This is a genomic window from Haloglomus halophilum (genome assembly GCF_024298885.1).
GTDB classification, from domain to species: domain Archaea; phylum Halobacteriota; class Halobacteria; order Halobacteriales; family Haloarculaceae; genus Haloglomus; species Haloglomus halophilum.
Window position 1 is genome coordinate 2,391,102 of record NZ_CP101166.1, and the last position, 20,472, is coordinate 2,411,573.

24 protein-coding genes and 1 tRNA gene are annotated in these 20,472 nt (G+C 69.9%); 15 read left to right on the forward strand and 10 right to left on the reverse strand.

The window, feature by feature from the left end; all coding sequences use genetic code 11:
* Positions 1–35: 35 nt before the first annotated feature.
* Complete coding sequence (gene hjc / locus NL114_RS11530; protein ID WP_254821067.1) at positions 36–575, forward strand: Holliday junction resolvase Hjc; 540 nt, start codon at positions 36–38, stop codon at positions 573–575.
* Between the two features lie 35 nt (positions 576–610).
* Positions 611–1,291, forward strand: a complete 681-nt coding sequence (locus NL114_RS11535; RefSeq protein ID WP_254821068.1) for a DUF8127 domain-containing protein — start codon at positions 611–613, stop codon at positions 1,289–1,291.
* 9 nt (positions 1,292–1,300) lie between these two features.
* On the opposite strand, the gene NL114_RS11540 is transcribed toward NL114_RS11535, so the two are convergent.
* Together NL114_RS11540 and NL114_RS11545 are read right to left on the reverse strand one after the other, a co-directional pair.
* On the reverse strand, positions 1,301–2,926 hold the full coding sequence (locus NL114_RS11540; protein WP_254821069.1) for a M48 family metalloprotease: 1,626 nt from the start codon (positions 2,924–2,926) through the stop codon (positions 1,301–1,303).
* Between the two features lie 45 nt (positions 2,927–2,971).
* Positions 2,972–3,451 carry a hypothetical protein gene (locus tag NL114_RS11545; RefSeq protein WP_254821070.1) on the reverse strand — a complete coding sequence of 160 codons (480 nt, stop codon included), beginning with the start codon at positions 3,449–3,451 and terminating at the stop codon, positions 2,972–2,974.
* A 148-nt stretch (positions 3,452–3,599) separates the two neighbouring features.
* On the opposite strand from NL114_RS11545, the gene NL114_RS11550 reads away from it, so the two are divergent.
* Complete coding sequence (locus tag NL114_RS11550; protein ID WP_254821071.1) at positions 3,600–4,085, forward strand: type IV pilin domain-containing protein; 486 nt, start codon at positions 3,600–3,602, stop codon at positions 4,083–4,085.
* Positions 4,086–4,840: 755 nt separating this feature from the next.
* Here NL114_RS11550 and NL114_RS11555 read toward each other — a convergent pair.
* Both NL114_RS11555 and NL114_RS11560 read right to left on the reverse strand, forming a co-directional pair.
* Positions 4,841–6,223 carry an aryl-sulfate sulfotransferase gene (locus NL114_RS11555; protein WP_254821072.1) on the reverse strand — a complete coding sequence of 461 codons (1,383 nt, stop codon included), beginning with the start codon at positions 6,221–6,223 and terminating at the stop codon, positions 4,841–4,843.
* Positions 6,224–6,307: 84 nt separating this feature from the next.
* Positions 6,308–7,129, reverse strand: a complete 822-nt coding sequence (locus NL114_RS11560; RefSeq protein WP_254821073.1) for a DUF5781 family protein — start codon at positions 7,127–7,129, stop codon at positions 6,308–6,310.
* Positions 7,130–7,280: 151 nt separating this feature from the next.
* On the opposite strand from NL114_RS11560, the gene NL114_RS11565 reads away from it, so the two are divergent.
* Together NL114_RS11565 and NL114_RS11570 are read left to right on the forward strand one after the other, a co-directional pair.
* The gene (locus tag NL114_RS11565; RefSeq protein ID WP_254821074.1) at positions 7,281–8,255 is read left to right on the forward strand and encodes a DnaJ domain-containing protein; all 975 of its coding nucleotides are present in this window, start codon (positions 7,281–7,283) and stop codon (positions 8,253–8,255) included.
* A 160-nt stretch (positions 8,256–8,415) separates the two neighbouring features.
* Positions 8,416–10,602 carry an elongation factor EF-2 gene (locus NL114_RS11570; RefSeq protein ID WP_254821075.1) on the forward strand — a complete coding sequence of 729 codons (2,187 nt, stop codon included), beginning with the start codon at positions 8,416–8,418 and terminating at the stop codon, positions 10,600–10,602.
* Between the two features lie 283 nt (positions 10,603–10,885).
* Here the strand turns inward: NL114_RS11570 and NL114_RS11575 are convergent, their stop codons facing one another.
* The 4 genes from NL114_RS11575 to NL114_RS11590 form a co-directional block, all read right to left on the reverse strand.
* The gene (locus NL114_RS11575; RefSeq protein WP_254821076.1) at positions 10,886–11,335 is read right to left on the reverse strand and encodes an ester cyclase; all 450 of its coding nucleotides are present in this window, start codon (positions 11,333–11,335) and stop codon (positions 10,886–10,888) included.
* 87 nt (positions 11,336–11,422) lie between these two features.
* Positions 11,423–12,322: an ABC transporter substrate-binding protein gene (locus NL114_RS11580; protein WP_254821077.1), complete on the reverse strand. Its 900-nt coding sequence runs from the start codon at positions 12,320–12,322 to the stop codon at positions 11,423–11,425.
* 62 nt (positions 12,323–12,384) lie between these two features.
* On the reverse strand, positions 12,385–12,609 hold the full coding sequence (locus tag NL114_RS11585; protein ID WP_254821078.1) for a hypothetical protein: 225 nt from the start codon (positions 12,607–12,609) through the stop codon (positions 12,385–12,387).
* Between the two features lie 263 nt (positions 12,610–12,872).
* Entirely contained in the window at positions 12,873–13,013 is a 141-nt protein-coding gene (locus tag NL114_RS11590) for a hypothetical protein (protein WP_254821079.1), read from the reverse strand.
* 175 nt (positions 13,014–13,188) lie between these two features.
* On the opposite strand from NL114_RS11590, the gene NL114_RS11595 reads away from it, so the two are divergent.
* The 8 genes from NL114_RS11595 (at position 13,189) to NL114_RS11630 (ending at position 17,764) form a co-directional block, all read left to right on the forward strand.
* Positions 13,189–13,719, forward strand: coding sequence for an amino acid-binding protein (locus NL114_RS11595; protein ID WP_254821080.1), 531 nt, complete (start codon positions 13,189–13,191; stop codon positions 13,717–13,719).
* A complete protein-coding gene (locus NL114_RS11600; protein WP_254821081.1) occupies positions 13,716–14,666 on the forward strand; it encodes a homoserine dehydrogenase in 951 nt (316 codons plus the stop codon). Before NL114_RS11595 ends, NL114_RS11600 begins: the two co-directional genes overlap by 4 nt.
* 40 nt (positions 14,667–14,706) lie before the next feature.
* Positions 14,707–14,898 carry a hypothetical protein gene (locus NL114_RS11605; protein ID WP_254821082.1) on the forward strand — a complete coding sequence of 64 codons (192 nt, stop codon included), beginning with the start codon at positions 14,707–14,709 and terminating at the stop codon, positions 14,896–14,898.
* A gap of 172 nt (positions 14,899–15,070) precedes the next feature.
* Positions 15,071–16,336 carry a translation elongation factor EF-1 subunit alpha gene (gene tuf, locus NL114_RS11610; RefSeq protein ID WP_254821083.1) on the forward strand — a complete coding sequence of 422 codons (1,266 nt, stop codon included), beginning with the start codon at positions 15,071–15,073 and terminating at the stop codon, positions 16,334–16,336.
* Position 16,337: 1 nt separating this feature from the next.
* Positions 16,338–16,646, forward strand: a complete 309-nt coding sequence (gene rpsJ / locus NL114_RS11615; protein ID WP_254821084.1) for a 30S ribosomal protein S10 — start codon at positions 16,338–16,340, stop codon at positions 16,644–16,646.
* Between the two features lie 231 nt (positions 16,647–16,877).
* On the forward strand, positions 16,878–17,099 hold the full coding sequence (locus tag NL114_RS11620) for a hypothetical protein (protein ID WP_254821085.1): 222 nt from the start codon (positions 16,878–16,880) through the stop codon (positions 17,097–17,099).
* Between the two features lie 48 nt (positions 17,100–17,147).
* Positions 17,148–17,219: transfer RNA gene (locus NL114_RS11625), tRNA-Ala, on the forward strand.
* A 221-nt stretch (positions 17,220–17,440) separates the two neighbouring features.
* Complete coding sequence (locus NL114_RS11630) at positions 17,441–17,764, forward strand: hypothetical protein (RefSeq protein ID WP_254821086.1); 324 nt, start codon at positions 17,441–17,443, stop codon at positions 17,762–17,764.
* Positions 17,765–17,877: 113 nt separating this feature from the next.
* Here the strand turns inward: NL114_RS11630 and NL114_RS11635 are convergent, their stop codons facing one another.
* Together NL114_RS11635 and fer are read right to left on the reverse strand one after the other, a co-directional pair.
* A complete protein-coding gene (locus tag NL114_RS11635) occupies positions 17,878–18,024 on the reverse strand; it encodes a hypothetical protein (RefSeq protein WP_254821087.1) in 147 nt (48 codons plus the stop codon).
* A gap of 86 nt (positions 18,025–18,110) precedes the next feature.
* Positions 18,111–18,773: a ferredoxin Fer gene (gene fer / locus NL114_RS11640; RefSeq protein WP_254821088.1), complete on the reverse strand. Its 663-nt coding sequence runs from the start codon at positions 18,771–18,773 to the stop codon at positions 18,111–18,113.
* Positions 18,774–18,907: 134 nt separating this feature from the next.
* Between fer and NL114_RS11645 the strand changes: the two genes are divergently transcribed.
* Entirely contained in the window at positions 18,908–19,621 is a 714-nt protein-coding gene (locus NL114_RS11645; RefSeq protein ID WP_254821089.1) for a sterol carrier protein, read from the forward strand.
* Positions 19,622–19,710: 89 nt separating this feature from the next.
* Complete coding sequence (locus NL114_RS11650; RefSeq protein WP_254821090.1) at positions 19,711–20,433, forward strand: hypothetical protein; 723 nt, start codon at positions 19,711–19,713, stop codon at positions 20,431–20,433.
* Positions 20,434–20,472 lie beyond the last annotated feature (39 nt).

The following is a 20,472-nucleotide window of genomic DNA, read 5'->3' on the forward strand; positions in this document are numbered from 1 at the left end:
GGCCCGTTCAAGTACCCCCACGACCCAGGATCCGTATGGCGAACTCGAACGCGAAGGGTGACCGCCGGGAGCGTGAACTCGTCAACCGGCTGGACGAGCGCGGTTTCGCGGTGATGCGGGCCCCCGCCTCGGGCAGTGCGACCGAGCGCGAGCTCCCGGACGTGCTGGCTGGCGACGGCGAGGTCTTCTACGCTATCGAGGCGAAATCCTCGGCGGGCGACCCCATCTACCTCGACGGGCAGGAGATCGAGAACCTCGTCTACTTCGCGCAGAACTTCGGTGCCGCCCCGAAGGTCGGCGTGCGCTTCGACCGCGAGGACTGGTACTTCTTCCACCCCGCGGACCTCTACGTCACGGACGGCGGGAACTACCGCGTGAAGAAGGAGGTCGCACTCGCCGACGGGCAGGACATGGACGAGCTGACGGGTCACTCGACACGGACGGGGCTCGACGACTACGCCGAGGCGGACGAGGGCGACGAAGACGATGCCGACGAGACGGGCGTCCGCGACGTGCTGCTGGCGTTCGAACAGGGCGCCATCACGCTGGAGGAGGCCGCAGCGATGCTGGAGTGAGGAGATTTATCCCGTCGCGGGGCGCCCGCTCCGGCGTGGCCGAATCGACGCATCGCCGGAACCGCCGCCGGGGCGTGCTGTTGCTCCTCTGCTCGCTCTGTCTGCTCGCGCAGCCGGTCGTCGGCAACGGGCCCGGACCCGACTCCCAGACCGTCTACACCGGCCAGCCCGTCGACCCGGAGACGGAGGCCATGGACGGAGTGCTGGCGCTCCACCCCGGCGTCAACGGCGATTTCATCATCACCGGCACGGTCCGGCGCGCGGCGAACGGCACGTTCGAGCGCCCGGCGGAGAACGTCAGCGGCAACCTCCGGGCGCTGACCGACGCCGAGTTCTACTGGGACAACCGCGGTCAGCAGTACTACGCGGTGAACGCCACGGTCAGCGACGGCGCCTTCCGGCTGCGTGCCGAGGCCGTGCCGGCCCGGCAGGTGGCCGAGGGGCTCGCGGTGCCCGTCGCCGAGGTCTCCGAGCCGGTGGCCCGTGCGGCCCGGTCGAGCAACCACCGCGCGGTGGTCGACCGCGACCGGACCGCCCCCGTCGACCCGGACCCGACCCTCGTGGCGACGGGCGGGGGCTACGTGTTCGTCACGCGCTCGCTGGAACCCGCGCGTGACCCGTACCGGGCCGCGAAACTGGGGCTCTACGCGCTCGCGGGGTCGGGGATGGTCGCCGGGGTCCTCCTGCCGATTCTGACGCGGCTCCGACGGCCCTGACCCGGACGGTCAGCACTCCTCGCGGAGGTGCCGAACGCGCTCGTCGACCGGCCGGTGCGCGGCGTCGAGCAGGACCCGTCCGAAGAACAGGTCGTACGGGGCACGGAGGACCGACCGAACGGCGCGCACGCGACTGGTGGACGGTGCGATACGCCCGCTCCCGTCGGCGACGGCCGCGCCAGCGCCCCTGGCCTGAAGCGCCTCCAGCCGACGCAGCGCCCGGACCGTCGCGTCCGGCCCGACCGCCCGGGCGGCGTGTTCGTCGGCGGCCTGCTCGGCCGCCGCGTAGTCGTAGAACGCCAGCAGCGCGTTCCGGCCGCCGAAGCCGAGGCCGGCGAGGGCCGCCGCCGCGGCCGCCGTCAGGTCGCGTCCGTCGAGGTGGTGGGCCTCGTGGGCGACGACGGCGCGGAGTTCGTCCGCCGCCAGCGTCTCGACCACGGGCCGGCCGACGAGGACGCCGCGCCACAGGCCCGCGACGGCCACCGGGCGTACGAGCGGCTGGTCCGTCGAGACGACGCGAACGGGAACCGGGAACGCGTCGGGGACGCCGTCGCCGGTGTCGCGGGCGGCCGCGTCGAGCGGCTCCGACCGGGCGAACGCCGCGAGTCGCCCGCCGACGCTCCCGGCGAGGTGTGCGCCCCAGCCGACGGCGAGGAACGCCAGCGGCGCCACGAGCAACAGCGTGAACCCGGCCACCGCCGGGTCGCCACCCAGCGCCGTCCGGAGGGCTGCGCGGGACGGGACCACCGGCACCGGGCGGCCGGTGACGACGGCGAGAGAACCGAGGCCGACGCTGCCCGCGAGGACGAGCGTCAGAGCGCCGTAGCCGGCCGCCGCCAGCGCACGGTACCGGCGGGCGACGGGCGCCAGCCGCGCGGCCCGGAAGCGCCGGAGCGCGAGGTGACAGTACGCGACGAACAGCGCCGCGAGCACGAGCGCGAGCGCGCCAGCCAGCCCGACCGCGAGCGTAGGCGACCGTGCGTCCCGCAGGAGCGCGCCCCCGACGAGGAGGTTCGTCGCGGCGACGAGCGGCGCGAGCAACCCCGAGAGCGGCACGTCGAGTGCGGTCACGCGCCGGTCCGTGCCGGCGAGCAGGTACGCACCCGCCCCGATGGCGGTCAGGACGGTGACCGGGGCGGCGGCGAGTAGCGGCGAGAGCGTCCCCCGGAGCGTGCCGAACAGCGCCAGTGCCGTCGCCGCGTAGGGCGCCAGCGTGGTCGCGGTCAGTCCGCGGTCGACGGTACGGGCACCCGGCGTGTCCGGGAGCGGGCCGACGAGCAGCTGGCCGACGGGGAGCAGCGTCAGGACGGCACCCCCCCAGAGCGCCGGCAGGAACGTCCACGCCGGCGCGCCGAGCGCGAGCGCGGCAGCGACGGCCACGAGGAGGACGACGGCACCCGGGGCGTACTCGTCGGGGAGCGCGACGTTGACCTGAAGCTCGCCCGTGGTCGCGTCGAGTTCCGCCGTGGTCCGGTAGGGGCCGCGCCGGGCGACCCACCGACTCGTGGCGGCGTCGGTGCTCCCGGCCCCGGCGTCGATGTCCGTGTCGGCGGTGAAGCGCGCGTCCTCCTCGAACGCCGCCCGTACGAGCGCGGCGGGCCGGTCTAGCGCGCGGGTCTCGCGGTAGGCCTCCATAGCTGGTCGGCGGGCAGGCAGCGTTGCAGGGGAAGTGGTGGCGATTCAGGGCGGCGGGAGGAAGCCGGGCATCCGCAGGAGCGCCTCGGTCATCGCGCCGTCGTCGCCCGCCGTGGGGTGGCCGGCCTCGTCCGGCAGGAGCGCGAGCAGCTGCGCCGTCGACAGCAGGTAGACCGAGGGGTTCTCGGCGTCGACCATCTCCTCGTAGGCGAGGTAGACGACCCGCGACTCGGGCTCGAAGTTCGACCGGACGACGTCGTCCAGTCGCTCGGGCGGGCGGACCCGGCGCTGGCGGTTCTCGCCGCCGTCGTACACCTTGTACCGGCCCACGTCGACGTACTCCGGCGCCTCCAGCGGTCGCCGCGAGAGGACGACGTAGTCGGAGTGGCGCTCGTAGTTCCAGTGGACGCTCTCGCCGTCCAGCGGGTGCTCGAACGCGATGGTCTCGCGGACGGCGGGCGGGAGCGGGACGTACCGGTTCGCCCCGACCGTCTCCTGCACCGCCAGCGTCCAGTCCCGACTCATGTAATCACTTCCGCGCGTGCAACACCTGAACCTGCCGCGCTTGTCACGGTGTGACTCGTTTCACGGGTGTAACTCTTTCCTCGGTGACGGGGTGTTTTCTTGTATGTAGTTTGATATTTTGTAAGTGGGTCGGGTGTGTGGGTTGGGTATGGAGTTCACAGAACTGGTGCGGGACGACGAGGCGGTCTCGCCGGTCATCGGCGTCATCCTGATGGTCGCGATTACGGTGATTCTGGCTGCCGTCATCGGGACGTTCGTGCTTGGGCTGGGGGACGAGTTGGAGAGCACCTCTCCGCAGGCGAGTTTCACGTTCGACTTCGACGGGTCCGTTGATGGCAGTAGCGGAGAATGTGACAGCGGTGGACAGACCTTCGGTGGTGACGGCCTCCTGACCATCACTCACGATGGCGGTGACGAAATCGACGGGGACCAGCTGTTCATCACCGATGGCAGTAACAAGTGGAGCTGGAATTCGGGCGCCTCGTCGAACGACTGCAACATCGGTGGTACTGTTTCGGCGGGCAGCACAGCCCAGGTCGGCGTTGGCGATGGCGATACCATCCGAATGGTCTGGGAGTCCTCGAACGGCGGCGACTCGGCCACCCTCGGCAAGTGGACTGGACCGGACGCCTAAACGCGGTACACTATTCACCTCAATTATTGGATAGACAGACGGTTTCAGATTTTATGGCCCAAATTATGGGCTAATACTGCGCACTCGAATCAAATACTACGAAGCCCTCACGCTCTCGACTCGGGGGCCTCGCTGCGCGCCTCGCAGTCCGGGCATGCGGCGCTCGCTTCGCTCGTGCCGTTCCGGGCATGTGCTGCGGTGCTTGCGTCGGCCGCCGTCGTCGAGAGCGTTCGCCCTTCGATTCCGCCAGGTGCCCTTGTTTCGAGTCGAGCGACGTGCGTGGTGGTTCCAGCGGAGTGCTAGTGCCCCCACACCTCCCCGCGCGGGCGCCGGAACTCGGCGGGCCCTCACCCGCAAGGGGTTCGGGCACCGCCTGCGGGGAGGCGCCCGCGCGCTTCCTGGTCCCGGAACCGGCTGTCCGAGCAACCGCCATCCGGCCGGGAGCGCGTGGCGGAGCGAAGCGGAGCCCGCGCGACCTGGGGAAGGGCAGGGGCGCCGCGCCCGTGACACGGCCGACATCCCTGGCGGAATCGAAGGGCGAGCGCGCTCAGCGGCTCCCCGGCGACGCAAGGACCGCAGGGTGAGCGAAGCGAACCCGAGGACCACAGCGAGCCGCGGGGTCCTGAGCGCGCGAGGGCTTCGTAGGTCGTTTTGCTGTCCGAGTCGCTGCCGTCGTGGAGCGCGAGGGGCCCATCAGCGGTGCCGACCACACTCGCAAAGTCGCAGAACTAGAACGCTCAGAGCCAGTACCAGCCCTACACTAGCCGGTCACGGAAACGGAAGGCCACACCCGCAACCACCAGCACCACGACCCCACCGACCACGACAGGCAACCCACCCAGACGCTGGACCACGCCATCCACAGCCCCACCGGGCGCGAAGAACGAGCCCCGACCGGCAGCCGCATCCAGCGTGCTCGCGCACTCCTCCTGCTGTTCGAGGCTGAACGCGGTACCACCGCTCAGTTCGTACTTCCCCTCTGCGCCCTGGTCGGCGATGGTGGGGCCGCCGCCCTCGTTGCCGTTCGGAATCCGCGCCACGTCGTAGACGAGCCACGGGGCGTACACCTCCCAGACGACCTCGCCCTCGGGCGTGACCTCCAGCACGCGGTTGTGCCGGGAGTCGCCGACGAGCGTGTTCCCGTTCTCCAGACGGTCGGCGTCGCGGGGCCACTGGAAGGACTCGGCGCTGCCGAGGGTCCACGTCCGGCGCCAGGCGCCGCCCTCGCCGGCGGTCCCGGCCGTCGCGTTCGCGCCCTCGCGGAGTTCGTACTCGACGAGGCGGTCGTTCTCCGAGTCCGCGACGAGGAACGTCGGCCGGCCGGAGTCGCTCTCCAGGTACATCGGGTTGTGCTGGGCGTGGAGCGTGGACCACTGCTGGTCGCGGCCGAGGCGGGCCTCGATCTCCCCGGACGAGCGGTCCACGAGGATGACCTGGTCGAGGTTGCGCGGGGAGGCGAGGAACGCCTCACCGCCCCGAACGGGGTCGATGTCGTTGACGTGGGTCCAGTCGTCGCTGTAGTTGCCGCCGACGTTCGGCGGGTAGTGGTCGTCGAAGCGCCACTCCCACTCCACCTCGCCGGAGGTGCGGTTGAAGATGGCGAGGCTGTCGCCGTTCGTGCCGTTGGCGGGGTCCGGGTCGCGCATGTTCGCGACGGCGATGCGGTGCTCGTCCAGCAGGTCGGCGTCGTGGGTGTCGTGGAAGTCGGCGGTCACGGACCAGACGGCCGACTGGTTGGCGGGGTCGAACCGGATGAACTTCGTCTTCCCCTCGCCCTGTACGCGGGTCGTGGCCGTGAGGAACAGGTCGCCGTTCGGCAGCGGGTCGATGTCGTACGACCAGACGACGCCCTCGGGTTCGTGAACCCAGCGGACGTTCCCCCGGGGCCCGAAGGCCACGAGGCGGGCGGTCGTCTTCTCGACCTCCGGCTGGTAGCGCGCCCCCTGTACGCTGACGACGGTGACGCCGTCGGCGGGGTCGGTCATCGTGCCGGTACAGGCACCCAGTTCGGGCGTCGGCTCGGCAGTCGCGGTCGCGTTGGCCGTGCCGGTCGCCGTGCCGCCGTCCTGGGCGACGACCGGTGCCACCGGCCCCAGGACGAGACAGACGGCGAGCAACGCGACGGCGAATCGGGACATGCCACCCCGTCACGGAGTGCAGGCAATCAGTCTTTCCTCACGCGGTCGCAGCGGAGGATAGCCCGGGCCGGAGCCGGCACGCGCTCAGTCGGCCGCCGGCCCCGAGCCGCCGGCGTACTCGCGGGTGATGTCGACGAGTGCCTTGCGATACTCCGAGTCGTCCGTGTCCGCGGCGAGCGTCCGGAAGTGGGTCTTGAACGCCGCGAGCGACACCTCCGGTGCGTCGGCCGCGGCGGCCTCGGCGAGGTCGTAGAGCCGGTGATTCGTCGGGAGGAGGTCGTGACGCTCACACAGCGCGAGCGCGAACGCCGCGTTGACCGCCGTTATGTCGGGGTCGGCCGCGGGCGTGAGTCGCTGCCAGCCGCCGCCCTCGCGGCTCGCACCCGCGGTGGCCGTGGGTGGGCCGTCGGGTCGCCAGCCGCCGCGGTCGCCGGCCTCGGCCGGGCGGTCGGCGACCGCCGCCGCGAGCGAGGACTCGAGAAAGGACACCAGTTTGTCGGCCGGCGCCACGTCCAGCGTGATGTCGTCGGCGTAGATGTCCTTCATGTGGTTCGCGATCTGGTAGCAGTGGGTGAGCTTGCGGCGCTCGACCGAGCGCCCGGCCAGCGCGAGGAACAGCGCCTCCTCCATCGACTGCGTGTGGGAGGGGTGGGCCTCCTCGTAGCGGAGCATGTGCGAGAACTCGTGGAGGGCGAGTTCCCGGGCCATCGCGCCCCGGGCGGCCTGCTCGCTCATCACGAGGACGTGGCGCTCCTCGTCGTCGTAGTGGCCGGTCAGCGTCCGTTCGTCCGGGTCGGCGCGGACCTCGACCTCGACCGGCCAGTCGAGGTCGTGTTCCGTCTCGAAGAGGTCGCGGGCCGAGAGGAAGGGGTCGGCCGGGCCGCGACCCTGTACGCGCAGGTCCATGTCACCCGTACAACGGGTCGGTACCGTTTGAGGCTTATCCCCACGGACGACATGACCGGATACCGTCGCCCGGGCGGGGGGTCCGGCCCGTCAGACGGCCGTCGTCGGGACGGGCGAGGGGTTTACAACGACGGGAGACGTTCACACGGGCGTGGACACCGGATGGCTCCTCGTCGGGGTAGCCGGCCTCGCCGGCGGCCTCGCGCTCGTGCTCGTCGGGGCCGGTATCGCGGTCGCACCGCTGCTGCTCCCCGTCGGACTCCTCCTCGCCGCCGGCGCCTACCTCGCGTGGGCCGCCGGGAGCGCCCGCATCGTCGCGACCGTCTACGAGGAGGTCGGCGACCCGGAACGGAGCGCCGCTGCGGACGGCCGGACCGGTCGCCCCGAGGACCGGACGGACCCGGACGGCAACTGGCGGAGCACCGCGGCCGACGGCGGTGCGGCCGACGGCCGAGCCTCGTCGGACCGGTGGTCCGGCGGCGGCCGGGCGGATGCCAGCGCCAGGGTCGGCGCTGATACCGGCACCGGTACGTCCGACGACGGACCGGGTCCCGGTGAACGCCTCGGCGACACCGGGGCCGCGAAGGGGCGAGCCAGTGGCGGAACCAACACCAGAAGCGGCGGAACCGGCGCCGGACTCGGTCCGGACGGGGAACGCATCTGGGACGCCGACGAGCGCGACCGCGTCGGCGGCTGGGACGACTGGGACGCCGACTGGGAGTGGGCCGACCGCCACTGGCGCTCGTTCCAGCAGGAGTACGACGGCCAGGCGGACGACGGGACGGAGCGCGGTACCCGGTCGTCCGGCGCCGGGAGCCGCCGTGAGCGACACGGGAGCACCGCCGGTCGGGCCGGTGCCCGACAGCGCGGCCGGCAGAACCAGCAGCGCCGTGACCGCCAGCGGCACACGAGGCCGGGTGACCGGGGCCGCGCGCGCCGCGAGCCACGAACTGACCGCCGGGCGGAGCAGGCCCGCGAGCTGCTCGGCGTGGCCGCGGACGCCGACCCCGAGACCATCCGCGAGGCGTACCGCACCCGGGTGAAGGAGGTCCATCCCGACCGCGGCGGGGACCCGGAGCGCTTCAAGCGGGTCCAGTGGGCGTACGAGTACCTCACCGAGGACTAACCCCGGGATGGCGGGGCAGTGGCCATAGCTCCGGGATGGCGGGGGTCACCTCGGGGACGCGTGCCGCCCGGAGAACGTGTGTCGCCGTCGCACGGCGCGAGACGCGGGCGCACGGCGAAACACTACCCTTTTCACGGTGCTACCGGTACCCCTCTCCATAATGGGCCGACGCAAGAAGATCGTACAGGAGTGCGAGAAACTGATGGACAAGCCGGAGCAGATCCGGAACATCGCCATCGCCGCACACGTCGATCACGGCAAGACAACGCTGACTGACAACCTCCTCGCGGGCGCCGGGATGATCGGCCAGGAGAGCGCCGGCCAGCAGCTCGCGATGGACACCGAGGAGGACGAACAGGAACGTGGTATCACCATCGACGCGGCCAACGTGTCGATGACCCACGAGTACGAGGGGAACAACCACCTCATCAACCTCATCGACACCCCGGGCCACGTGGACTTCGGTGGCGACGTGACCCGTGCGATGCGTGCCGTCGACGGCGCGCTCGTGGTGGTCGACGCCGTCGAGGGCGCCATGCCCCAGACGGAGACGGTGCTGCGGCAGGCGCTCCGCGAGGGCGTCAAGCCCGCGCTGTTCATCAACAAGGTCGACCGCCTCATCTCCGAGCTCCAGGAGGGGCCCGAGGAGATGCAGCAGCGCCTCACGAAGGTCATCCGCGACGTGAACGAGCTCATCCGCGGGATGACCGAGGAGATGGACGACGTGGACGACTGGACCGTCTCCGTCGAGGGCGGTACCGTCGGCTTCGGGTCCGCCCTCTACAAATGGGGCGTCTCCATGCCGTCGATGCAGCGGACCGGGATGGACTTCGGCGACATCATCGATCTGGAGCGAGCGGACAAGCGCCAGGAGCTCCACGAGCGGACGCCGCTGTCGGACGTCGTGCTCGACATGGTCTGTGAGCACTTCCCGGACCCCATCGACGCCCAGCCCCGCCGTATCCCGCGGGTCTGGCGTGGTGACGACTCACTGGACGTGGCCGAGCAGATGCGCCTCGTCGACGACGAGGGCGAGGTCGTCCTGATGGTCACCGACATCGGCGTCGACCCCCACGCCGGCGAGATCGCCGCGGGCCGTGTCTTCTCGGGTACCATCGAGAAGGGCCAGGAGCTGTACGTCTCCGGGACCGTGGGGAAGAACCGCGTCCAGAGCGTCGGCATCTACATGGGCGGCGAACGCGAGGAGGTCGAACACGTCCCCGCCGGCAACATCGCGGCCGTCACCGGCCTGAAGGACGCCATCGCGGGTTCCACCGTCTCCTCCATCGAGATGACCCCGTTCGAGTCCATCGAGCACATCTCGGAGCCGGTCATCACGAAGTCCGTCGAGGCGAAGAACATGGACGACCTCCCGAAGCTCATCGAGACGCTCCGGCAGGTCTCCAAGGAGGACCCCACCATCCGCATCGAGATCAACGAGGACACCGGCGAGCACCTCATCTCCGGACAGGGTGAGCTCCACCTCGAGGTCATCACCCAGCGTATCGAGCGCAACCAGGGCATCCCGGTCACGACCGGTGAGCCCATCGTCGTCTACCGCGAGGCACCCACGCAGGCCACCCCGGAGGTCGAGGGCATCTCGCCGAACCGTCACAACCGGTTCTACGTCAGCCTCGAACCGCTCGACCAGGACATCATCGACGTGCTGAAGAAGGGTGAGGCGACCATGGACATGCCCGAGCTGGAGCGCCGCGAGGCGCTGCAGGAGGCCGGCATGGACAAGGACACCTCCCAGAACGTCGAGCACATCTTCAAGTCCAACATCTTCATCGACGACACGAAGGGTGTCCAGCAGCTCAACGAGACGATGGAGCTCGTCCTCGAAGGGTGGGAGGAGGCGCTCGAGGACGGCCCGCTGGCCGCCGAGCCCGTCGAGGGGGCCCTCATCCGGCTCCACGACGCCCGGCTCCACGAGGACGCCATCCACCGTGGTCCCGCGCAGGTCATCCCCGCCGTGCGTGACGCGGTCCACCGGTCGCTCATCCACGCCGAGGTGAAGCTGCTCGAGCCGATCCAGAACGTCCGCATCGACGTGCCCAACGAGCACATGGGCGCCGCCTCCGGCGAGATCCAGGGTCGCCGTGGCCGCGTCGACGACATGTACCAGGAGGGTGACCTCATGGTCGTCGAGGGCATCGCGCCGGTCGACGAGATGATCGGCTTCTCCAGCGACATCCGCTCGGCCACCGAGGGCCGTGCTTCGTGGAACACGGAGAACGCCGGCTTCCGCGTCCTCGCGGACAACCTCCAGCCGGACATCATCAAGGAGATCCGCGAGCGCAAGGGCATGAAGCTCGAACTGCCCCAGGGCGTCGATTACTTCTAAACGCGAGCTTTTTCGCCGCGAGCTTTTTTGACGGCTCGGGTACCGCTTGACCGGCGTTCGCGAGAGCGAAGCTCTCGCGCAGCCCATCAGAACCGCTCCGCGGTTCTGAGGACGGCGAGGCCGCCGGTCTGCGGGTACCACTCGCCGCAAAAAATATTCAGAAAAAATGCCGCTGGCTCCCAGCGGTCGCCAGCGGTGAAACGCGCTCGCTTCGCTCGCGCGTATGCAAGACGGACTCTCCGCGTAATCGAGCGTAACGGATACTTCGCGTCACCGAGCGGCGCTACCAGCTCCCTTCGCCAGCCTCGGACGGCCAGTCGAGCGCGTCGAGTTGCTCCAGCATCTCCAGCGAGTCGCGGGTCGCCCGGACGCCGGTGATGCGGCCGTCCGCGACCTCGTAGAGCGCCCACTCCTCGTAGGAGAGGCTGTTGCCCGTCGGCGCGATGCCCGCGAAGTTGCCGTCGTGGGTGGCGGTCACGTGCCAGCGGACGAACACCCGGTCGCCGTCCGGGGCGGCGAACAGGTCCTCGATGGTCGCCGTGGCGTCCGGGAACGACTCGAAGAAGGCCATCTCCGCGTCGAGTTGCTCGGCACGGGAGCGCGTGTCGGGTTCGGCGTTCGGGACCGCGAGTTCCTCGGCGTACAGTTCCGCCATCGACTCGCGGTCGTGGTCGTTCCAGGCGTCGGTGAGCCGCTCGATGACCGTCGTGTGTGTCGTCTCGGGTGCGTCCATGGTGTTGCGTCGGGTGCCCCCGTCGGGGGCGAGAATCCCGGAGTCAGGTGCGCGTGACGAGGGCAAAGCGTTTGCCCCGATTACGGGTCAGTCCCCGGACCAGTCCGTCGGCACGTACTGCTCGAACCGTGGCTCCGGCGAGCGCGCCGTCGGGTGGAACGCTCGTTCCCCGTCGCGCCGGAACCTGCGGATCGCCGCCTGCGCCGGGCCGGTCAGATAGCCGACGTAGGCCATCGCCAGCGGGTAGGCCACATCGTGGCGGGCAGGATTGACGGGGATGAGCCCGTACTCGTTGCGCAGGAGTGGCGGCGGGTCAGCGATGCCGTGGTCGACGTGGGCGACGAGGTCCACGTCCGGCCGGAGCGTCAGGAAGGTCCCGCGGTCGGTCAGGGTGTAGGCGCCGACCTCGTCGGCCGTCGTCAGGGTGTCGCCCATGCCCTGTCCGGTCTCGCGGTACCACGCGCCGGTCGGGTCGACGCTGGCGGCGTCCCAGATCCGGCGCTCCCGGACGTGGGTGCCGGAGTCGTCGCCGCGGGAGAGGAACGGCGTCCCGGCGCGAGCGACCGCACGGAAGGCGTCCGTGACGGGGCGGCCGGCGGCGGCCGCCGGGTCACCCCGGGGGCCGACGAGCAGGAAGTCGTTGCGCATGAGCGTGCGCCGGTTCACGCCGTGCCCCTCCCGGAGGAACCGGTCCTCGAGCGGGCGGGCGTGGACGAGAACCACGTCGCAGTCCCCGTCCTGGGCGGTGCGGAGCGCCGCGCCGGTCCCCTCGACGAGCGTCCGTACCTCGGCCCCGAACGCCTCGCGGAATCCCGGGTTGAGCCGCCCCAGCAGACCGCTGTCGTGTGCCGTCGTCGCGGTGGCGAGCGTCAGCCGACCGGCAGCGAGCGACGGTGCCGAGGCGCCACCATCACCGTCAGCGACACACCCCGAGAGCGACGCCGCCCCGCCGACGCCGAGCGCCCGGAGGTAGTCGCGCCGGTCCATGTCGGGTAACGACTCGATGTTGCATTAGTCCTTTTCCGGAATCGGTTCGGGTTTCACGCTGGTCAGAACGGGAGGTACCGCTCGTACAGGTCGTCGAGCTGCTCGTTGTACTCGCGACCGGACGCCTCGTCGACGCCCCAGGGATGCCGGGAGAAGTAGAACGCGGCGGCGGCGGCGACCCCGACGCTGGTGGCGGCCCGCGGCGCGACGAGGCTCATCGGGAAGGCGACGAGGCCCGCGATGAGTCCCGCGAGCAGGATATCGACGATCTGGTGGGCGGTGGACATGGGGACGGCTTCGGGTCGAACCGGCAACGGGATTGCGGTTCCGGACTGGCGACCCGCTGATTCGAGGACACGATTAAAGCATTTGTGGCACAGATAATATGCCTATATACACTACAATACTCCAACAATCGATTCAAAATATTTATACTGGAATGGGCCGGAAAAGATTGACAACGGACTGCCCGGGATAGCGGGACGTGACCGACGGCTCCCGGGACCGCTACCTGTCCCTGCTGTCGCGGGGCTGGCAGCTGGCCCGCGAGTCACGCGAACCGTCGCAGAAGTAGCGCCGCGAGTACGACCACCACGAACGTCCCGACGAGGCCGACGCCGGGGTCGGGGCTCGCGGCGCCGGAGACGGCGGCCGTGATCGCGGTCGGGGAGGGCGTCGGCGGGAGCGTCACGTTCGTCTCGAACGGCGCGGAGGGCTTGAAGCCGACGCGAGCGGGCGCGGCTGTCGGGCACGATAGCCTGCCCGGGAGCGGGCACGGCGAGACTGCCGGGTTCCGGGGGGCTTATGCCCGGCCGTGCCGGGTATCCGGCCATGCAACCGAGTCGTCACGCACGTGAGGTGATGGCGTGAGCGAGTCCGAGCCGGTCCGGGCGTACACGGTCCGCCTGGAGCTGCAGGACGAGCCCGGCGAGCTGCTGCGGGCGCTCGAACCCATCGCCGACAACGGCGGGAACCTGCTCTCCATCTTCCACGAGCGCGGGAACATCACCCCACGGGGCCACATCCCCGTCGAGGTGGACCTGGAGGCGACGCCCGAGCGGTTCGAGGAGGTCGTCGACGCGCTCCGCGAGAACGGCGTCAACGTCGTCCGCGCGGGCGCCGAGGAGTACGCCGAGGAACTCGTCGTGCTTCTGGTGGGCCACCTCGTCGATACGGATCTCTCGGACACGCTGTCGCGCATCGAGGACTGCGGCGGCGCGAGCATCGACGACGTGGCGCTGTCGGCGCCGGATGGTACGGACGAACTCTCCTCTGCACGCATCCGCATGGACACCCACGCGGGCGCCGCCGAGCAGGCACTCACGACTGTCCGCGAGGTGGCCGACGAGAAGGGCCTCGACGTGGTGGAGCCGCTCGCCGGAGGTGGCGACGCGTGAAGCTCGCCGTCCTCGGCGTGGGTGCGGTCGGCCGCTCGGTCGCGGAGCTGGCCGGCGAGTACGGCCACACCGTGACGGCACTCGCGGATTCCTCGGGTGCCGCCGTCGACCCCGACGGGCTGGACGTGGCGGCCACGCTGGAGCGCAAGGCGGAGACGGGCGCGGTCGGCGACGACACTATCGACGCCGCGCTCGACACCTCTTACGACGCGCTCGTCGAGGCGACGCCGACGACGCTGGACGACGCCCAGCCCGGCTTCGGCCACGTCGAGGCCGCCCTCGAACGCGACCGGCACGTCGTGCTCGCCAACAAGGGCCCCGTCGCCGAGCGCTACGACGAGGTCCGGGCGCTCGAAGCCGACTCGCGCGGCCGCGTGCTGTTCGAGGCGACCGTCGCGGGCGCCATCCCGACGCTGTCGACGGTCCGTTCGCTCGGGCCCGAGCGCGTCTCCGCGGTCCGGGGCGTCCTCAACGGGACCGCCAACTTCGTCCTCTCGCGGATGGCCGCCGAGGGGCTGGACTACGAGCACGTCCTCGCGGAGGCTCAGGACCTCGGCGTCGCGGAGGCCGACCCCTCCTTCGACGTCAACGGGACCGACGCGGCGCTGAAATGTGTCATCCTCGCGAACGTGCTGTACGACGGCGGCTACACCCTCGACGACGCGGAGGTGGCCGGCATCCGCTCGATTCCGGGGAGCGCGCTCGAACTCGCCGCCGAGGACGGGCGCACCGTGCGGCTCATCGGCGAGGTCGCCGACGGCGACGTGCGGGTCGGGCCACGGCTCGTCCCCGAGCACGGCACGCTCGCGGTCGGCGGGACGACGAACATCGTCCAGCTGGAGACCGAGCACGCGGGGCGGCTCAACATCTCCGGCGCGGGCGCTGGCGGCCCGGAGACGGCAAGCGCGGTGCTGGCGGACGTGGGGCTGCTGGAGCCGCTGGAGTAGCCGGGCGGACACTTTTCGTGCTGGGCGCGGACGCGCCGCTATGCCCACCCGTACCTGCCCGGACTGCAGCGTGACCCTCCAGCGCGTCGACTACTCCGCCGGGCCGCACAACGAGAGCATCCGCATCGACGACCCCGACGCCGACGGGCTGCTGGGGGTGGTGGGCGGGAACGCCTACCTCGACGCGTATCTCTGTGGGGAATGCGGGCTGGTCCGGTTCTACGCCGACTGACGGCAGCGTGTCCCGAGCGTGTCCCCAGCGGGTGCGGGACCCGTGTGAACGGCACGCACGGCCCGCGAAACGGGCGGATTCGTGCGATTCCGGCCCGTGGTATCGAAATCTTCTTACGGGCGTCGGGGTAACGTTCTCCGCACATAGCGCCACGCGAGGCGCGACATCAACCATGAGCGACAAACCGCACCAGAACCTGGCCGTCATCGGCCACGTCGACCACGGGAAGAGTACGATGGTCGGGCGCCTCCTGTTCGAGACAGGGAGTGTCCCCGAGCACGTCATCGAGCAGTATCGAGAGGAGGCCGAAGAGAAGGGCAAGGGCGGCTTCGAGTTCGCCTACGTGATGGACAACCTCGCCGAGGAGCGCGAGCGTGGTGTCACCATCGACATCGCCCACCAGGAGTTCGACACGGACACCTACTACTTCACGATCGTCGACTGTCCGGGTCACCGTGACTTCGTGAAGAACATGATCACGGGCGCGAGCCAGGCCGACAACGCCGTGCTCGTGGTCGCCGCCGACGACGGCGTCCAGCCCCAGACCCAGGAGCACGTCTTCCTCGCGAAGACCCTGGGCATCGACGAGCTCATCATCGCGGTCAACAAGATGGACCTGGTCGACTACCAGGAGAGCCGCTACGACGAGACCGTCGAGGAGGTCAAGAAGCTCCTCAAGCAGGTCCGCTTCGACACGGACGACGCGAGCTTCATCCCGACCTCGGCGTTCGAGGGCGACAACGTCTCCGAGGAGTCCGACAACACGCCGTGGTACGACGGTGAGACCCTGCTGGAGGCCCTCAACAACCTTCCGGAGCCGCAGCCGCCGACGGACGCGCCGCTGCGTCTGCCCATCCAGGACGTCTACACCATCTCCGGCATCGGTACCGTGCCGGTCGGCCGTATCGAGACCGGTGTGATGAGCCCCGGCGACAACGTCAGCTTCCAGCCCAGCGACGTCGGCGGCGAGGTCAAGACCGTCGAGATGCACCACGAGGAGGTCGACCAGGCCGGCCCCGGTGACAACGTCGGGTTCAACGTCCGTGGCGTCGGGAAGGACGACATCCGCCGTGGCGACGTCTGTGGCCCCGCCGACGACCCGCCGAGCGTCGCCGAGACGTTCCAGGCCCAGATCGTCGTGATGCAGCACCCGTCGGTCATCACCGCGGGTTACACGCCGGTCTTCCACGCCCACACGGCGCAGGTCGCGTGTACCATCGAGGCCATCGACAAGAAGCTCGACCCCTCCTCCGGCGAGGTCGCCGAGGAGAACCCGGACTTCATCCAGTCCGGCGACGCGGCGGTCGTCACCGTCCGCCCGCAGAAGCCCCTCAGCATCGAGCCGTCCTCCGAGATCCCGGAGCTCGGCTCCTTCGCCATCCGCGACATGGGCCAGACCATCGCCGCCGGGAAGGTCCTGAGCGTCAACGAGCGATAGAATGCAGCAGGCACGCGTCCGTCTGGCGGGGACCAGCCCCGAGGACCTCGACGACATCTGCGACGACGTCCGTGAGATCGCCGACAACACGGGCGTCCAGCTGAGCGGCCCGGTGCCGCTCCCGACGAAGAACCTGGAGATCCCCTCGCGGAAGTCCCCGGACGGCGAGGGGACCGCCACGTGGGAGCACTGGGAGATGCGCGTCCACAAGCGGCTGATCGATATCGACGCCGACGAACGCGCGCTCCGGCAGCTCATGCGCATCCAGGTCCCGAACGACGTCTCCATCGAGATCGTCCTCGAGGACTGAGCGAACGCTCCACGGTCACGAGGGCTGTCGGACCCGTCCGACGGTACCCGGCGAGGCCGGACCCCCCGGCACCGTGACGGCCACGGTGCGGCTTCTGTTCTCGCTCGTTCACGAGCCGCTGGCCACCACCATCACGACCCACGGATGCGGCTGGCCACGCGCACCCCTACTTCAAACAGCGAACTATCCGGCCACACCGACAGGTAGGGGGCGGTGGTAGAGACGGGTGCTATGGACGAGGCACTCGAAGCCGCGGAGGCCGTGGAGGGGACCGAACTGGAGGGCATCCTGGTGATGCTCCTCCGGGTCATCGGTGCCATCATGGTCCTCGCCGGCCTCGGGCTGTGGCTGTTCACCAGCATGGGCATCCTCTGGACGCCCGCGCTGCTCATCATCGTCGGCATCGTGTTCATCACTATCCCCGGCCTCGCGTTCGAGTTGCTCGGCGCGTAGCCGGGGAAACGGAATCCTCAAGTGAACCGCTCGACTTCTTCGGATTGCGGGCTCGTAGATCAGCGGCAGATCGCTTCCTTCGCAAGGAAGAGGCCCGGGGTTCAAATCCCCGCGAGTCCACTCACTTCGTTCGTTCCCTCGCGTGGTCTCACTCGCTCCGCTCGCGAGACCCCCGCGAGTCCATCCTTTCCGGTCGTTCCTTCGCGAGCAGTCACATCCGACGGTGACACTGCCCCACGATTCCTCGACCGTCAGGGAGCCGAGCGCCGAAACACGGAACCGGAAGCGACCCGCGTACTGACCCCCAGAATAACTATTTATGCAACCTATCTATACGGGGTATGAGCGACGAGGACGAGTCCCTACCCGCCGAGGCCGGTGACCTGCCGCCTTCCCTCCGGGACGTGTCGACTCCGGGCGAGCGGGTTTCCGAGACGAAAGCCGCGGCCAGGGAGTCCGGGCACGAGGGGCCGTTCGAACGGCGTCCCGTGTACGAACTCCGGGACGCGTCGGACCCGCCTTCGGACGTGCCAGTGCCGGGGATTCGCTGTGAGGCCTGTAGACAGAAGGGAACCGACCCGGCGGATTTCGAGGGGACGAGGTGCAGGTCGGTAGACCCCGGGGTCCTCGCGAGGAGCGAGGTGGACGCCCCCGAGGACGAGTGACGCCGGGTGGCGGCTGCCGTGGGCGTCGTCCCAGCGGGGATACGGGGACACGCGCTTTCGAGTGCCGAACGATAGAGAGTACGGCCGGCGAATCAGGGTACTTCGAACCGTCCTCAGAGGGAGCCGTCGACGATTCGTGTCGCCGTGAGCACGTACCTGCTACCGCAGTTCCGGCAGGTCACGCGGTCGCTCACACTCCGGGCGTCGGCTTCCGTCGCGGTCAACAGGGTCCCGCACCCGCACTCGACTTTCGGGTTCACGTCCCGAGCTAACTGGCTGTTCAGGATAGCCGTTCTGCCGGGAGTGCAGGGCAGTTCATACTGACCTGGGAAGACGACGAGGGGGGTCAGTCCCCGCTGGAGCGGGCCTTGTCGAAGCGACTCGCCGGCAGGAGCAGCTCCTCCAGCCCGGGGAGGTGCTTGACGTTGAACACGACCTGCATCCCGTCGGAGACGGGGGCACTCACGCAGGAGAGCCGGATACCGCGGTCGATCCACTCCTGTGGGAGGATATGGCTGGAGTGCATCGGCATCTCGCCGTCGATGACGGCGACGGCACAGTTGGTGCAGGCGCCGCCACGGCAGGCGAACGGCCAGGCATGGCCCGCTTCCTCGGCCGCTTCGAGCAGCGGCGTCCCCGGTTCGGCGACGAACGTGCCGTAGTCGGCCTCGTCGAGGTCCGTGTCGACGGCCTTCTCGAAGAGGTCCGCGTCGGTCAGTTCCCAGCCCTGGTCCGCGAGCGCCTGGTAGTCGAGGTACTCGACGGTGACGCCGACGGCGGGGTCGTCGGGTTCGGCGTCGCCCTCGTCCCCGGGTGCCGGCGTCGCTCCGTTCTCGCTGGGGTCGTACCCGTTCTCGATACGCTCGTAGGCCCGACGGATGCGCTGGAACTCGGCGGCGGAGCCGCCGTGGTCCGGGTGCGCCTCGAACACGCGTTCGCGGTACGCCTGCTCGATGGTCTCGTCGTCGGCTCCGGGGTCGACCCCGAGCACGTCGAACGGAGATGCCACGTTCGAGTGTACGCGGTCGGGCCGGTAAAACCTGCTTCTCGCGGTAACCGGGTCGAGTCCGTCGATAGCTTATGAATCGCCTTACAGAACCGGTCTATTTATATGATTGTACCCCATCGATGCGAACAGTTGGCATGAGTTTGTATCCCACGGAGCAGTGGTTGGAGGCCTTCGGGCATGCACTCGACCGGAGCCGCAGGCTCGACACGATAGCCTCGGGCTGGGGTGTGGGGTTCGACGGGGACGTGATGCTGGTCATCGACGACATCCCGCTGGCCGAGACCACGCTCGGTGACCTGCCCGACTCGGTGCTGGCGGACCTGCCGGAGAACATCCGGGCCGGCGTCAGCGATGTCTCGCTCGCGGCGGCCCCCGAGCGGTTCGGGGAGACGCTACGACCCTCGCTGCCCGCGAACGTGCAGGACCTGCTCTATCAGATCGAGACGAAGGTACACGACGGGACGATCTACGCCTACGTCGGCCTCGAGGAGGGCCGCTGCACGGGAACCGAGGTCCTCGACGACCCGACCGAGAAGGACGTGGGCTACGTCGTGAAGGGCCCGTACCAGACCTGGCGGCGCATCGTCGACGGCCGCCCGGTCACCTCGGCGTGGCTGAACGGCGATCTGGTCATCGAGGGGAACAAGGTGCGGCTCCTCCGGCATGGCTCCGTCCTCCAGGTCGTGGGTGATGTCGCCGCCGACGTGGAGACGACCCATCTCTTCCCCGGCGAGGCCGCCACCCCCGGCGAACTCGTGCTCGACGAGGCCGTCCGCCAGCCCATCGCCGTCGGCCTCCTCGCCGAACAGCAGGCCAGCCTCGTCACGAATACGCTCAGCCCGTTCTGACACGCCCGGCCCGGAGTGCCGGTGGTGCGAGTCGTCCCGCCGCCCGTTCGACCCCTATCGTTACGTGACCGTCACCCGAGGGTCCACCCATGCCAGCCAAAGTGACCGCCGCACCGACGGGATACGAGGAAGGCCTCCGCTGGGCGGGTGGCGTCGAGTGGCTCGTCCATCCCGAGGAGACGATGGAGCGGGCCAGCACGGCGCTCGCCACCGACGAGGGCGTCTACCTCGTGGACCCGCTCGACGCGCCCGGCGTCGACGACCTGCTCGCCGAGTTCGGCGAGGTCGCGGGTGTCGTCCTCCTGTCGAACCACCACACCCGCGATGCGGGGCTGTTCGCGCGGCGCCACGACGTGCCCGTCTACGTGGGCGCGGATGTACCGGACGGGGCCGTGCCCGACCTCGCGGTCCCCATCGAGCGCGTCGCGGTGGGCGAGCGGCTGGGCGACTACGAGTTCATCGAGGTCGCGACCGGCACGGCACTGGGCGCCCCCTGGTACGAGTACGCGCTCTGGAACGGCGAGACGCTCCGCGTCGGCGAGTGCGTCGGCACGGCCGACTACATGCGTGTCGGCGACGAGCCCCTGGGCGTGATGACGATGCGCCGGCGCCACCCACCGACGGCGCTCCGGGGCCTCGAACCGGAGCGGGTCTGCTCCGGCCACGGTCGGGGGCTCGACGAGAACGCCGCCGCGGCGCTGGAGGCGGCCATCGCGAACGCCGAGGACGACTTCGCGAAGGCACTGCTCCAGAACGGCCTCGACCAGGCCCGGACGGTGCTGGCGGCGCTCCGGTCTGACCTGCGGGACTGAACGGCCCACCGTTCTCCGACGGTCCCGGCTCGGCCGTCG